This is a genomic window from Streptomyces sp. CA-288835 (genome assembly GCF_050936385.1).
GTDB lineage: Bacteria > Actinomycetota > Actinomycetes > Streptomycetales > Streptomycetaceae > Streptomyces.
Genome location: NZ_JBNJMW010000001.1, coordinates 318,322 through 331,363, shown reverse-complemented (window position 1 = coordinate 331,363; position 13,042 = coordinate 318,322). Strand labels below are relative to the sequence as shown.

Annotated in this window: 14 protein-coding genes and 1 pseudogene; 7 read left to right on the top strand and 8 right to left on the bottom strand. The window is 70.7% G+C overall.

Features of this window, described 5'->3' with window-relative positions; all coding sequences use genetic code 11:
* Window positions 1-98: 98 nt before the first annotated feature.
* On the bottom strand, window positions 99-695 hold the full coding sequence (locus tag ACQEVY_RS01610) for a TetR/AcrR family transcriptional regulator (RefSeq protein WP_432943983.1): 597 nt from the start codon (window positions 693-695) through the stop codon (window positions 99-101).
* Between the two features lie 215 nt (window positions 696-910).
* Here ACQEVY_RS01610 and ACQEVY_RS01605 point away from each other — a divergent pair, with 215 nt between their 5' ends.
* The 3 genes from ACQEVY_RS01605 to ACQEVY_RS01595 all read left to right on the top strand — a co-directional run bounded on the left by ACQEVY_RS01605 (window position 911) and on the right by ACQEVY_RS01595 (window position 3,551).
* Window positions 911-1,795: an SIS domain-containing protein gene (locus tag ACQEVY_RS01605; RefSeq protein ID WP_432943981.1), complete on the top strand. Its 885-nt coding sequence runs from the start codon at window positions 911-913 to the stop codon at window positions 1,793-1,795.
* 34 nt (window positions 1,796-1,829) lie between these two features.
* Complete coding sequence (locus ACQEVY_RS01600) at window positions 1,830-2,684, top strand: class II fructose-bisphosphate aldolase (protein ID WP_432943979.1); 855 nt, start codon at window positions 1,830-1,832, stop codon at window positions 2,682-2,684.
* A 72-nt stretch (window positions 2,685-2,756) separates the two neighbouring features.
* Window positions 2,757-3,551 carry a helix-turn-helix domain-containing protein gene (locus tag ACQEVY_RS01595; protein WP_432943977.1) on the top strand — a complete coding sequence of 265 codons (795 nt, stop codon included), beginning with the start codon at window positions 2,757-2,759 and terminating at the stop codon, window positions 3,549-3,551.
* Here ACQEVY_RS01595 and ACQEVY_RS01590 read toward each other — a convergent pair.
* Window positions 3,541-4,689 (bottom strand): methyltransferase, encoded by a 1,149-nt coding sequence (locus ACQEVY_RS01590; RefSeq protein ID WP_432955013.1) that lies wholly within the window; start codon window positions 4,687-4,689, stop codon window positions 3,541-3,543. The two genes, ACQEVY_RS01595 and ACQEVY_RS01590, sit on opposite strands and share 11 nt — an antisense overlap.
* 91 nt (window positions 4,690-4,780) lie before the next feature.
* Here ACQEVY_RS01590 and ACQEVY_RS01585 point away from each other — a divergent pair.
* Both ACQEVY_RS01585 and ACQEVY_RS01580 read left to right on the top strand, forming a co-directional pair.
* A pseudogene (locus tag ACQEVY_RS01585) lies at window positions 4,781-5,441 on the top strand (alpha-ketoglutarate-dependent dioxygenase AlkB family protein).
* 40 nt (window positions 5,442-5,481) lie between these two features.
* Window positions 5,482-6,723, top strand: coding sequence for an ROK family protein (locus ACQEVY_RS01580; RefSeq protein WP_432943975.1), 1,242 nt, complete (start codon window positions 5,482-5,484; stop codon window positions 6,721-6,723).
* Here the strand turns inward: ACQEVY_RS01580 and ilvY are convergent.
* Window positions 6,710-7,561 carry an HTH-type transcriptional activator IlvY gene (gene ilvY, locus ACQEVY_RS01575; RefSeq protein WP_432943973.1) on the bottom strand — a complete coding sequence of 284 codons (852 nt, stop codon included), beginning with the start codon at window positions 7,559-7,561 and terminating at the stop codon, window positions 6,710-6,712. The genes ACQEVY_RS01580 and ilvY overlap by 14 nt on opposite strands.
* A gap of 88 nt (window positions 7,562-7,649) precedes the next feature.
* On the opposite strand from ilvY, the gene ACQEVY_RS01570 reads away from it, so the two are divergent.
* Complete coding sequence (locus tag ACQEVY_RS01570) at window positions 7,650-9,128, top strand: ketol-acid reductoisomerase (RefSeq protein ID WP_432943971.1); 1,479 nt, start codon at window positions 7,650-7,652, stop codon at window positions 9,126-9,128.
* 6 nt (window positions 9,129-9,134) lie between these two features.
* On the opposite strand, the gene ACQEVY_RS01565 is transcribed toward ACQEVY_RS01570, so the two are convergent.
* The 3 genes from ACQEVY_RS01565 to ACQEVY_RS01555 are packed head-to-tail and all read right to left on the bottom strand — an operon-like array spanning window position 9,135 to window position 10,756.
* The gene (locus ACQEVY_RS01565) at window positions 9,135-9,551 is read right to left on the bottom strand and encodes a tautomerase family protein (RefSeq protein WP_432943969.1); all 417 of its coding nucleotides are present in this window, start codon (window positions 9,549-9,551) and stop codon (window positions 9,135-9,137) included.
* Between the two features lie 36 nt (window positions 9,552-9,587).
* Window positions 9,588-10,166 (bottom strand): DUF4865 family protein, encoded by a 579-nt coding sequence (locus ACQEVY_RS01560; protein ID WP_432943967.1) that lies wholly within the window; start codon window positions 10,164-10,166, stop codon window positions 9,588-9,590.
* Between the two features lie 11 nt (window positions 10,167-10,177).
* Window positions 10,178-10,756 (bottom strand): TetR/AcrR family transcriptional regulator, encoded by a 579-nt coding sequence (locus ACQEVY_RS01555; protein ID WP_432943965.1) that lies wholly within the window; start codon window positions 10,754-10,756, stop codon window positions 10,178-10,180.
* 194 nt (window positions 10,757-10,950) lie between these two features.
* Between ACQEVY_RS01555 and ACQEVY_RS01550 the strand changes: the two genes are divergently transcribed.
* Window positions 10,951-11,235 (top strand): SHOCT domain-containing protein, encoded by a 285-nt coding sequence (locus ACQEVY_RS01550; RefSeq protein WP_432943963.1) that lies wholly within the window; start codon window positions 10,951-10,953, stop codon window positions 11,233-11,235.
* A 520-nt stretch (window positions 11,236-11,755) separates the two neighbouring features.
* On the opposite strand, the gene ACQEVY_RS01545 is transcribed toward ACQEVY_RS01550, so the two are convergent.
* Both ACQEVY_RS01545 and ACQEVY_RS01540 read right to left on the bottom strand, forming a co-directional pair.
* Window positions 11,756-12,238 carry an ATP-binding protein gene (locus ACQEVY_RS01545; protein ID WP_432943961.1) on the bottom strand — a complete coding sequence of 161 codons (483 nt, stop codon included), beginning with the start codon at window positions 12,236-12,238 and terminating at the stop codon, window positions 11,756-11,758.
* 185 nt (window positions 12,239-12,423) lie between these two features.
* The gene (locus tag ACQEVY_RS01540) at window positions 12,424-12,747 is read right to left on the bottom strand and encodes a hypothetical protein (RefSeq protein WP_432943959.1); all 324 of its coding nucleotides are present in this window, start codon (window positions 12,745-12,747) and stop codon (window positions 12,424-12,426) included.
* Window positions 12,748-13,042: the final 295 nt, after the last annotated feature.

Genomic DNA, 13,042 nt, shown 5'->3' with positions numbered 1-13,042 from the left:
CCTGCTGGCGCGGGGCTTAGGTTGCCCGGGCTGAGTTGGTCACTCGTACAAGACGCTTGACTCGTACGGGCGACCATCTCATTCCCGGCCAGCCGAAGTCAACGCTCCGCGAGGGTCATGAGGTGCTCGCCCGCCAGGCGCAGGACCTCGCGGCTGTGCTCGCTGTTGCGGTCGGCGAGCCAGCACAGGGTCACGCCGTCCAGTACCGAGTTGAGGTAGCGGGCCAGGACGGGAAGGGGCACGGTCCACCGGATGCCCGCGCTCTCGGCGGCCGCCACCAAGAACTCCTGGTGGACCTCCAGGTAGTGCTCGTACTGTCGGCGGGCCAGTTCCTCGAACCCGGCCTGACGCAGGGCGTAGTGGGTGAGTTCGTACCCCACCTGGTGCTCGCCCGGGCTGAGCTCCACGCCCTCCCAGAAGGTGAACAGCGTCTTGGTGACGCGCGCGGCGAGGTCGTCGTCCTCCGCCGCGAACACGTCCCTGGCCTTGGCGACACTGCTGTCCGTGAGGCGGGTGATGACCTCCTGCAGAAGCTCCTCGCGCGAGTTGAAGCAGTAGTGGAAGACGCCGAGCGGCATGCCCGCCTCGCCCACGATGGCGCGTGTCGTGGCCTTGGTGACGCCGTCGCGGACCATGACACGGATCGCCGCGGCGATCAGCTCTTCCCGCCGGTCCTTCGCTGCCATACGAGCCATGGGGCCGCCGCTCCTTCAAGCTTCGAGAGTGGATGCGTAGGACGATGCTAGCGCCCTGTCTTGGACGCTCGACCAATATGGGGTCTCGGCGTGCTCGCACTGCAAGCGGCAGACCGCGGCCTCTCCCGCAAGAACGCTCAGCCCGCCCGTCCCCGAACAGTGCGCGACGATGGACCCATGTCAGCGAGCCAGTCGGCCATCCGGGAGAGCACGGCATGAGCCATGTCGAGAACGAGCTGAACAGTCAGCCCGAGTGCTGGGTCCGGGCCGCCGAGCAGGCCGCGGAGCACGCGGCCGTGCTGCCCGCCGCGGGGGAGCGGGTGGCGATCGTGGGGTGCGGTACCTCGTGGTTCATGGGGCAGGCGGCCGCGGCGCTGCGCGAGCAGGCGGGCCAGGGCGAGACGGACGCCTTCGCCGCCTCCGAGTTCCCGTACGGGCGGACGTACGATCGCGTCATCGCCCTCACCCGCTCCGGCACCACCACCGAGGTGCTCGACCTCCTCGGCCGACTGAAGGGGCGTACGCGCACGGTCGCCATCACCGCGGATCCGCGAACTCCCGTGATGGAGGCGGCAGATGACGTGATCGTCCTCGACTTCGCGGACGAACGGTCCGTGGTGCAGACCCGGTTCGCCACCACCGCGCTCACGCTGCTGCGGGCCCACTTCGGCCTGCACACCGAGGCCGTCGTCGCCGATGCCCGTACCGCGCTGTCGGTGCCGCTGCCCGAAGGGCTGGTCGACTGCGCGCAGTTCACGTTCCTGGGCCGTGGCTGGAGCGTGGGGCTCGCGAACGAGGCCGGGCTCAAGATGCGCGAGGCATCGCTGGCGTGGGCCGAGGCCTACCCGGCGATGGAGTACCGGCACGGCCCGATCAGCATCACCTCCGCCGGAACCGCGACCTGGATGCTCGGCGAGGCGCCGGACGGTCTGGCCGAACAGGTGCGGGCGACAGGCGGGTTGTGGATCGAGGGCCGCCTCGACCCGCTCGCCGAACTCGTCCGCGCCCAGCGACTCGCCGTGGCCGTCGCCGCGGCCCGTGGCCTCGACCCTGACCAGCCGCGCCACCTCACCCGTTCGGTCATCCTCACCACGCCGTGAACCGGCGATCCCCGTCAGACGGAAGGGAGAAGCCGTGCCCCTCGTAGCAACCGGTGAGCTGGTCAGCCGGGCGGCCACGGAACGCCCCGCTGTCGCCGCGTTCAACATCATCACGCTGGAGCATGTCGAAGCCGTCGTCGCCGGCGCCGAATCCGTGAACGCCCCCGTCATCCTCCAAGTCAGCGAGAACGCCGTGAAGTTCCGCCGCGGACGGCTGCTCCCGCTGGCCCGTGCCGCGACCGCGGCAGCGGAACAGGCCTCCGTGCCCGTCGCGTTGCACCTCGACCACGTACAGAGCGACGGACTGCTGCGACAGGCACCCGACGCCGGATTCAGCTCCGTGATGTACGACGCCTCGCGGCTGCCGTACGCCGAGAACCTCACCGCCACACGGACGGCCGCCCGCTGGGCCCATGACCAAGGGCTATGGATCGAGGCCGAGTTGGGAGAGGTCGGCGGCAAGAACGGCCGGCCACCGCTGGACGCGCACGCCCCCACCGCCCGGACGGATCCCGCCGAGGCACGCGCCTTCGTCGCCGACTCCGGCGTGGACGCCCTCGCCGTGGCGATCGGCAGCGCCCACGCCATGACCACCCGCACCGCCGCCCTCGACCACGCCCTCCTCAAACGCCTCACCGCCACCCTCGACATACCGCTCGTCCTGCACGGCTCCTCCGGCCTCCCGGACGCCGAACTGACGGCGGCCGTCACCGGCGGCATCACCAAGGTCAACTTCGGAACAGCCCTGAACCTCGCGATGACCGGCGCGATCCGCGACTTCCTCGCCGCGCATCCGGAGGCGGTCGACTCACGCAAGTACCTCACGGTGGCGCGCGAGGCGATGACGGAGGAAGTGGCGCGGATCATGAGGGTGGTACGAGCCGTCTGAGCTGAGCACAGAAGCACCACGAAGGCCGATCGAGTGGCTGGTCGTGCTCGGTACCACTGGTAATTTTTCGCCATGCGGGAGACGCAGATCCACCTTGGAGAACCGCCCGTCGTGGTGAACGCCGGAGTGGGCGTGCACGGCGTCGCGAGCCGTACCGATGTGTTCCGGCTGCCCGAGCTGTGGCAGCTTCACCTGTACCAGTACGAAGCGGAGCTGATCGTCGACGGCACCGCGCACGCCGTCCGCCCCGGCCGAGTCAGTCTCGTACCGCCCGGCACGACGGTCCGTTTCCGCTACCAGGGCCGCTCCGAACACCTCTACGCGCATCTGCGCATCGCCCCTGCCGGGCCGCCGCGCACCATCCCTGTCATGCAGGACGCCGGGCCCGAACTCCCCACACTCACTAGCCTGTTGCTCCATGCGATCGCCTCCGTGCCCGGCGCGCCCGAACGCACCCGAGCCGAAATCTGGACGGCCCTGTGGCGCATCGCCCACCTCACCCCGGAAGCCGCCGGGCGCCCCGGCCCTCACCCGGCCGTCAGCGCAGCCATCGCGTACATCGAGGCGAACCTGGCCGCCCCCCTCACCGTGCCCGCCGTCGCCCGCGCCGCGGGCGTCTCGCACAACCACCTGACCCGGCTCTTCCGCGCCACGACGGGCGGCACGGTCGTCGCGTACGTCCGACGCCGCAGGCTGGACCGCGCCCACCACCTGCTGCGCGCCTCGACGCTCTCCATCCCGGCAGTCGCCGCATCCGTCGGCATCCCCGACCTCCAGGCCTTCAACAAGGCATGCCGACGCGAACTGGGAGCCTCACCACGCGCCCTGCGCGGCGCGACCGGACCCTCCTCCGGCGCTACTTCTTGACGGCCTTCAGGACCACGAACTTCGCATCGCTGGCCACGACTTGGCTGTTGCCGAAGATGCGGCGCAGCTTCACGTGGTAGCCGAGGTGCCGGTTGCCCACCACCCACAGCTCGCCGCCCGGCCGCAGCGCCCGGCGCGCTCCGGAGAACATCCGCCACGCCGTTGCGTCGGTCGTCGCCTGGTGGGAGTGGAAGGGCGGGTTGTTGAGCACGAGGTCGACGCTCTCGGGCGGGACGCCGGTCAGCCCGTCGCTGACGCGGAACTCCGCCTTGCCGACGGTCCCTTCGGAGTTGGCGCGGTACGTCGCCTCCGCCGAGGCCACCGCCTGGTACGACTCGTCCACGAACAGCACCTCGGCCTCCGGGTCGGCCAGTGCCATCGCCGTACCGACGACACCGTTGCCGCAGCCCAGGTCCACCACGCGCCCGGCCCCGGGCCCGTACGGCAGATGCTGGAGGAAGAACCGGGTGCCGATGTCGAGACGTTCGGCGCAGAAGACGCCCGCGTGGTTGACGACGGTGCGGCCGGAGACGGGACCGATGCCGTCGGGCAGCGTGTAGGTGTGCGGCCAGGGGTTCTTCGGCCGGGTGAGCGCGGGGTCCGGCTCGCAGAAGATCAGCCGGGCCTTCTTCTCGGCCAGGGAGGTCCTGGTCGGGCCGAGGATCCGCTCGAACAGCCTCAGCGTCGAGGTGTGGATCTCCTTGACCATCCCGGTACCGACGACGACCGTCCCCTCATGCACTCCGGGCGCCAGACGCAGCAACTGGTCCTCCAGGAGCGCGAGGCTCTTGGGCACGCGGATCAGGAGCACGTCGATCCGGTCGGGCGGCGGATCCTGGGTGGTGAGCAGGCGCACCGAGTCCGCGTCGACACCGTTCCGTGCCAGATTCGCGCGGGTCGCCTCCTGGGCGAGGAACGAGTCCGTGATCTGCACCGGCCGCAGCGTGTGAAGGGCGGTGACGAGAGCGCCCCAGCGGTCGCCCACCACGACGACGGTTCCGTCAAGCGACTGCCCCCGCTCCCTGAGTTCCGCGAGATGCGTCAGCAGATACGTGTCGGAGGCGTCCCAGGCGCGCAGCCGCTCACGAGGGTCCTCGGGAAAACGGGCCAGCTCGTGCTCGCCCCATGGTGTCGCCATACGCTCGGTCATCGTGCGCCCAGGCTAGCCGAGCCGCAGCTCATGACGTTTTTCGCCCGTACGTCTCCGAGCAGTGCGCCACCATGGAGCCATGAACGCCGAGCTGTTTCCCCGCAGTCGTACGGAGGTCGCACCGGGCGCAGTGCACCTGCCCGACTGGCTGGACGCCGGGCGCCAGCGCGAACTGCTCGAAGCCTGCCGCGACTGGTCGCGCCCGCCCGCCGGCCTGCGCACGGTCCACACGCCCGGCGGCGGCACGATGACGTCGCGGCAGGTCTGTCTCGGCTGGCACTGGTATCCGTACGGGTACGCGCGCACGGTCGTCGACGGCGACGGCGCGCCCGTGAAGCCGTTCCCGGAGTGGCTGGGCGAGCTCGGCCGTCGCGCGGTGGCCGACGCCTTCTCGGGCGACGATGCCTTCGAGGGCGACCCGACAGCCCCGTACGACATCGCCCTGATCAACTTCTACGACGCCGACGCCCGCATGGGCATGCACCGCGACAGCGACGAGAAGTCCGATGCCCCGGTGGTGTCGCTGAGCCTCGGCGACACGTGCGTCTTCCGCTTCGGCAACACTCAGTCGCGTACACGCCCGTACACGGACGTCGAACTGCGCAGCGGCGACCTCTTCGTCTTCGGCGGCCCCGCCCGGCTCGCGTACCACGGCGTGCCGCGTGCACCCGGGCACCGCGCCTCCGGAACTCGGCCTGTCGGGCAGGCTCAACGTCACGCTGCGGGCCAGCGGCTTCTAGCCGGGCACTCCGCAGAGCGGATCATGGGAGACTCGCCCTCATGAACGGCAAGCCGACCCCCCGAGCAGCGGGAGAAGGAACCACGCGGACCCGGCTCGACCGCGGACGCGGCGCGCTCGGGCCCGCACTGGAGCTCGTACACACGGGACGCGCGCCGACGCGGGCCGTGCTCACCGCCGAACTGGGGGTCACGCGGGCGACGGCGGGCGCGGTCGCCGCGGAGCTCGAGGCGCTCGGGCTGATCCGGGTCGACGCCCGCCCCGGCGCCGCCGCCGGTTCGCAGGGGCGGCCCTCGCACCGGCTCCGGGTCGCCGAGGACGGTCCTGTCGCCCTCGCCGCCCAGGTGCACGCCGACGGTTTCCGCGCGGCGCTGGTCGGGCTCGGCGGCCGTATCGTCGCGACCACACTGGGCTGCGAGATCGTCGACGCCGACCCGGCGAAGGTGCTCGGCTCGGTCGTCGACGCGGGCGCCCAGCTCCTCGAGCAGACCGGACGTTACTGCGTCGGCGCCGGACTCGCCGTGCCCTCCGCCGTCGCCGAACCCGAGGGCACGGCCCTCAACCCACTCCACCTGGCCTGGCCGGCAGGCGCACCCGTACGGGAGATCTTCGCGGAGCGGATCCACGCGGCCGGAATCACCGGCCCCGCCTTCGCCGCCAACGACGTCAACCTCGCCGCGATCGCCGAACACCGCCACGGCGCGGGCCGCGGCGCCCGCGACCTGCTGTGCGTGGCCACCGGACACCGCGGCGTGGGCGGCGCGCTCGTCCTCAACGGCCGCCTGCACACGGGCAGTTCGGGCCTGGCACTCGAAGTCGGGCACCTCACGGTCAACCCCGAGGGCCGCCCCTGCCACTGCGGCAGTCGCGGCTGCCTGGACGTCGAGGCGGACCCCCTCGCCTTCCTCACCGCGGCGGGCCGCGACCCCGGCTCCGAGGTCTCGCTCCTCCAGGAAGCGAACGACCTGATCCGCGACCATTACACCGACCCGGCCGTCAGCACGGCCACCGAGGCACTGATCGACCGACTGGGCCTGGGACTTGCCGGGCTGGTCAACATCCTCAACCCGGACCGCATCATCCTCGGAGGACTCCACCGCACCCTCCTCGACGCCGACCCGGAACGCCTGCGTGCCGTCGTCGCCGACCGCAGCCTGTGGGGACAGAGCGGCGGCGTACCGATCCTCGCCTGCACGCTCGACCACAACAGCCTGGTCGGAGCAGCCGAGTTGGCCTGGCAGCCGGTGCTCGACGACCCGCTCGCCGCGCTCACGCCCCAGTAAGGCTCCACAGCGCCGACACCAACGGCCGCCGCAGATCGGCACGTCGTACGCACAGGCCGATCGGGAACGGCTCAGGCGGGGGAGTGGCGGGCAGCACCGCCAGCCGGTCGCGCACCGCGCTGTGCTCGAGCACGAGACGGGGTACGACACCGGTGCCGCAGCCGAGCGCGACCAGCGTCAACAGCCCCTCGTGGCCGTCGGGTTCGGCCGCCACCTCGGGCGTGACGCCCCGCCCGCGGAACCATCGGTCGGCCGCCTCGCGCACCAGTCCACGGTGCGGCAGCACGAACGGCCCGTCGAGCCCGTCGTCGGCGCGATCGCGGGCCGTGACTAGGACCAGCTCGGTCACCGCCACCGTCCGGCTGACCAGCGGCCCCGGCAGTCTCGCCGGAATGCCCGCGACCGCCGCGTCGACCTCGCCCTCGTCGAGCCGGGCGAGCGCGGCTGCCGCGTCACCGGTGCGCAGGTCGAGGCGTACCTGGGGATGTGCGGCGCGAAAGGGTGCGAGGAGGTCGGGCAGCAGCGCCTGACAGGCAGTCACCGTCGCGAACAAGGCGAGCCTGCCGGTGAGTTCGGCCGGGTCCGGATGCTCCTCGCGGTACGTGCGCCACAACTCCAGCGCCTCCATCGCGTACGCGCGGAATCGGTGCCCCTCCGCCGTCAGCGACACCCCGCGCGGTCCACGGTCGAAGAGCCGGTGGCCGAGCCCCGCCTCGAGACGCTGCACGGTACGGGTCAGCGTCGCCGGGCTGACATGACAGTCCAGACTCGTCCGGCCGAAGTTCAACGTCTGCGCCAGATGAAGGAACAGCCGTAGCTCACGATGGTCATCGAGCATGCCTTCACCTGTGCCTTTCATTACACGCAACACCCCGATGCATAAGTTGCGCTTGCCGCAACGCAGAGCCGGAGCCTACAACTCGACCATGACCTCGACTGTGACCCCGACGTACGCGTCCACCGTCTTCCCCCTCGAAACCATGACCGTCCCCGGCGGCACCGAGACCATCCTGCGCGGCGGCCGCCACCTCTTCCCCCTCCTGCCGCGGGCCTTCGCGGGCGTCCACCGCATCGGCGTCATCGGCTGGGGCCCTCAAGGCCGCGCCCAGGCAAGCAACTTGAGGGACTCTCTCGCCGGTACGGACATCCGTGTCGCCGTCGGTCTGCGCCCCGGTTCCGCCTCGGCCGCCGACGCCCGCGCGCACGGGTTCACCGAGGCGGACGGCACGCTCGGCGACTGGCTCGCCGTCACCGCCGAGAGCGACCTGGTGATCCTGCTGATCGCGGACGCCGCGCTCGCCGCCCACCACCAGGAACTCTTCGCGGAGCTGAAGCCCGGCGCCACGATCGGCCTGTCGCACGGCTTCCTGCTCGGTCATCTCCAGGAAACCGGCGACGAGTTCCCCGCCGGGCACGGGGTGATCGCCGTCTGCCCCAAGGGCATGGGCGACTCGGTGCGACGCCTGTATCTGCAGGGCGCGGAGACCAACGGCGCTGGAATCAACAGCAGTTTCGCCGTGCACGCCGACCCCGACGGTCACGCCGTCGACCGTGCACTCGGCTGGTCGGTCGCGCTCGGGTCCCCGTACACCTTCCACACCACACTGGACAGCGAGTACCGCTCCGACATCGTCGGCGAGCGCGCCATCCTGCTCGGCGCCGTCCACGGCATCGTCGAGAGCCTGTACGCGCGCTTCCGCCTCGTCGGCGACGATCCGGTGACCGCGTACGAACGGTCCTGCGAGAACGTCACCGGCCCGATCGCCCGCACCATCTCTCGCTCCGGTCTGCGAGCGGTGCGCGAGAACCTCGACCCGTCAGGGCGGGACACCTTCGACCGCGCGTACACGGCGACGTACGGCCCCGCCCGCGACCTCGTCGCCGAGATCTACGACGAGGTCGCCGACGGCACCGAACTACGCAGCGTGATCCTCGCCGAACAGCGCCTCGGCACCCGCCCGATGACCGAGATCGGCGGCTCGCCCATGTGGGCGGCGGGCGACGAGGTACGCGCCCGGCGAGCCCAACGCGCGCTGCCTGTCGACCCGTTCACGGCAGGCGTCTTCATCGCCACCATGACAGCCCAGATCGACGAGTTCGCCGAACGCGGCCACCCCTGGTCGGAGATTGTCAACGAGTCGATCATCGAGGCCGTCGACTCACTGCTGCCCTACATGCACGCCCGAGACGTCGCCTATATGGTCGACAACTGCTCCCGCACAGCCCGCCTGGGCACCCGCCGCTGGGGCCCACGCTTCCAGGCGGCGTACGACCAGATCGCCTTCCCCGCCTCCGAAAACCCCGCGGGCCAGGCCCTGTTGAGCACCTTCACCACGAACCCGGTACACGAGGCGCTGGCCGCGGCGGCGAAACTCCGGCCGTCCGTGGATATCGCCGTGGTCTAGGGGCCTCTAGGACGACGAAGGCTCGGTCGCAGCGGAGGAGACGGCGTACTGCGCCACGCCTTCGCCGAAGGACCAGTCGATCGGCTCGTTCTCGATCAGGTTGACGAACACGTTCCGCGGCTCGGTCCCCGCGTAGGCCAGGGCGAGTTCGGCGATCCGCCGGTACAGCGCCTGCTTCTGCGCGGGGGTCCGCCCGGAGCGCAGGGTGATCGTGACGTACACGAGGCCGTCGTCCCGGTGGATGCCGAGGTAACCGTCGTCATAGCGCAGTGTGCTGCGGCTGCCGTCATGGCCGACCAGGACCTGGAACCGGTCGTCGGGCGGGATCCCGATGGCCTCGACCAGGGCGTCGTGCACGGCACGGCCGAGGGCGTCGAGCCGGTCGGGGTCGGCGCCGAGGGCATCAATGCGGACGAAGGGCATGGCTCTCCTTGTCGAAACGGTGTCGAGAACGGTGACTTACAGGGCTTGCGGCAACCGGTCCCGCCCCGGCGCCGACATATGCAGCACCTCGTACGCGTCGCCGTCGGCCTTGGGGGTGGCGGGTTCCCAGAGGGAGAAGTGGACGAGTTCCCAACGGCTGGTGTCCACGGCCGCCGCCGCGAGCACCGCGCCGTCCTCGTCGGCCAGCCGACGGGTCTCGCGTACGGCCTCCTCCGCGATCTCGGCCAACGGCACGTCGTCCGCCGCAGGTTGGCGCCGCAGCACCGCGACGCGCGCGGGGGAGCGGGCGGCGCCACCCTCCTCGTACGCCAGCCCGGTCCACTGCCGGACCTGCGGCCTGCCGAAGTCATCGGCGATCCCCTGGAAACCGCCGCCCCAGAGAAAGGAGTTCATGCCCGCCACGGTGTTCCACAGATAGAACGGGGCGTACTGGTTGACCGGAGATCCGTGCACGCCGCGCTCGCGTATCAGGTACGCCTTGACGCCGAGGCCCTCCCACTCGTCGAGCAGATGCCCCCTGCGGGCGACCCGGTCGCGGATGACGGTCATGTCGTAGTCAGCGGGCAGAGTGAGCGCGTACTGCATGGCGTGCAACGAGTGCCTCCTCAGGCGGGACGGTTTACGGGAGCGGCGGAGGCGAGCAGGGACAGCAGCCCCCGTACACCCGCGTCGAAGGCCGCGGGTGAACCCGACGCGCGGGCCAGCACATAACCGCCCTGGACGGTCGCGACGACGGCCGCCGCGACCTCCTCGCCGTCCAGCGAGGGCGCGAACTCGCCCTGTTCCTGGCCCTCTTCGACGATCCGCGCGAGCCGCTCACGCAGCCAGTCGAGCGTCTCGTCGACCGGAGCACGCAGCTCGGGGCTGGCGATCACGTCGGGGTCCATCGTGAGACGCCCTATGGGACAGCCGCGCAGCACATCGCGCTCGCGCCGCAGATACGCCTCGATGCGCTCGTACGGCGTGCCCGGCCCGTCGAGTACTCCCGCGGCGGTAGCCCGCATCTCCTCGGCGGTCTTCTGGATCGCGGCCAGGGCGAGGTCCGGTTTCCCCTTGAAGTGGTGGTACATGCTGCCCTGCCCCGCGCCCGCGCGCTCCAGGATGGCTTTGGGGCTGGTGCCCACGTAACCGCGCTCCCACAGCAGCTCACGAGTGGACTCGATCAGACGCTCCGACGTGCTCATACACGAACTGTACATACTAGTAGTTACAGAAGTCGAGACGCCTGAGAAGCAGCGGTGAGCAACCCGCGTACTCCCGCGGAGGTACGCGCACTGCCGCTGGCCGTACGACGACCTGGAACCCCCTCCAGGACGACTCTCGGAAGCGACACACAACGACATCGCACCGCACATCGCTTCCGAGGAGTTGACCGACCATGCAGACCCTGGCGCACTTCGGCGACGGCGGGCCCGGCCCGTGGATCCTGTTCTTCCCGGTGATCTGGGCACTGGTCATCGGCGGCGGCATCGCGCTGCTGCGCCGCACGATGTGGCGCGGACGCCGCGGCCCCTGGAGGACCGAGGCCGTGGCCGACAACTCACCGATCACCGTGCTCGGCCACCGCTTCGCCTCCGGCGAGATCGACGAGGACGAGTACTGGCGCCGACTGTCCGTCCTGGACGAGCAGTTCGGCCGCACCGGAAAGGGCGCCGCGGCATGACCACGACCACAACGACGACCACCACGGGCGCCCTGGACGCCCCTTCCCGAAACTGAGGGCTGCGCCCCAGGCCCCGCTGCCTACGGCGGGTGGGTGGGGTGCCTACCGGGGTGGGGGGTGACAGTCGTGTCGCGGCTGCGGGTGCGTTGTGGCTGGTTGCGCAGTTCCCCGTGCCCCTGAAAAACCTGCGACTGCCCGCAGCCCGACGAGCAAGCGAACCGACAAGCCCGCAACCCCGACTACCCGCGCTCTTCCGCCGGTGGGAGGGGACGTGGGCCGGTGCGTCCTATGCCCGTCGCTTAGCTTCGGTCTGGGCACACCAGAACCCTGTGCAAGCAAGGGGCCGTATGCCCTGTTGGCGACGGGCTGACGCACCGGACCGCGGCCCCGCACCCACCAACCACCTAGGGGCGCGGGGCTGTGACATTAGCGGCTCCGCCGCGGGGCGCGACCAGCCACGACGAACCGTCAGTCGACAACGAACCCAACCCGCCCAACCGCCGGAAGCAACCCGCAGCTTCTAACCAACCGCCCCCAGCGGAGCGCCGTGCACCGCCGTCTCCGTAACCGCCCCATACGGCGGACAAGGCGGCAGCGTCACCGCAGGCGCCGGCGCCACAAGCGTGAACCACACGACCTTGCCGGACTCGCCGTCCGGCCGCACCCCCCAGCTCTCACTCATCGCGGCGACCATCGCAAGGCCACGACCGCACGTTGCGGAGGGCGAGGCGTCGCGAACCTCCGGAAGCCGCGGATCGCGGTCCCGCACCGACACCGTGAGCCGGTCGAGCAACAGCTCGATCTCCACGGTGCACAGCTTGTCGGGCTCCGCATGCCGGTGAACGTTGGTCAGCAGCTCGGTCACCCCCAGCGCGGCCCGGTCTATCAAGGCGTCGAGATGCCAGTAGCGCAGTTGCGCCGAGACGATCCTGCGGACCTGGCCGATCCGCGACGGCAGGGCTTGGAGCTCCACCGTGCAGTGCCTGCTTGGCTGGCTGATCACGGCTGCGACTCCCCGAATTGAGGTCCGGAAGAAGACGAGTACGGATCCAGCAGGGTGCCTGCATACAACGGCCGCCTGCTGTTCGTGACCGGCGCGCGCTGGTTCACAGCGTAATCACCGGTGAACCCAGAGTGACGTGGGATCAGCGTGACTCAGGGCATGGGGTCCTGCAACTCGTGGCACCCTCAGCGGCCGCGCCCCGCCGCCTTGCGCACCGCCTCGATGAACCGGCGGGCGGCGGGCGGTCCGGCCTCCCCCGGAGCGGGGTCGTGCTCACCCAGAGTGAGCGTGTAGCGGGTGCCGTTGACTTCCGCAAGTGCACGGTCGTCCTGGGCGAACCACGGCTTCGACGCACGGACCGCCCGCACAGGTGCGCTGTCGATCTCGCTGCCGTAGCTGGTCAGCAACTCCAGCCTGCCGTCGCTGATCCGGACCTGTCCGGCCCGGGTGAGCGAACGCAGCCTCTTCCCGATCCGTACGCCCGTGGCTGTGAACTCCGGCTCCGCCATGATGCCCCGCCCCCTTGTGCGCTACGGCTGTGCTCCGTCCTGGTCCAGTGTGCGTGGCGCTCGGGATCGCCGTCTCGTCTCGGGTTCGCCGTCCCCTGCGGTGCAGTCTGCACGTCCCGCGCGTCGAGCACCAGTGCGCACACAAACGTCGGGCGCACGGTCCGGCGCACTCGCGCGGATGCGCCCCCCACCGTTGTGTGCCAGTGGTTCCTTTGAGGCGCTCAAAGGTATGTCTATGCAGGTGAGAAGCGTGCGGAAGCTGTCTATGATCGACGCGTCCGACCCGCCGAACCGG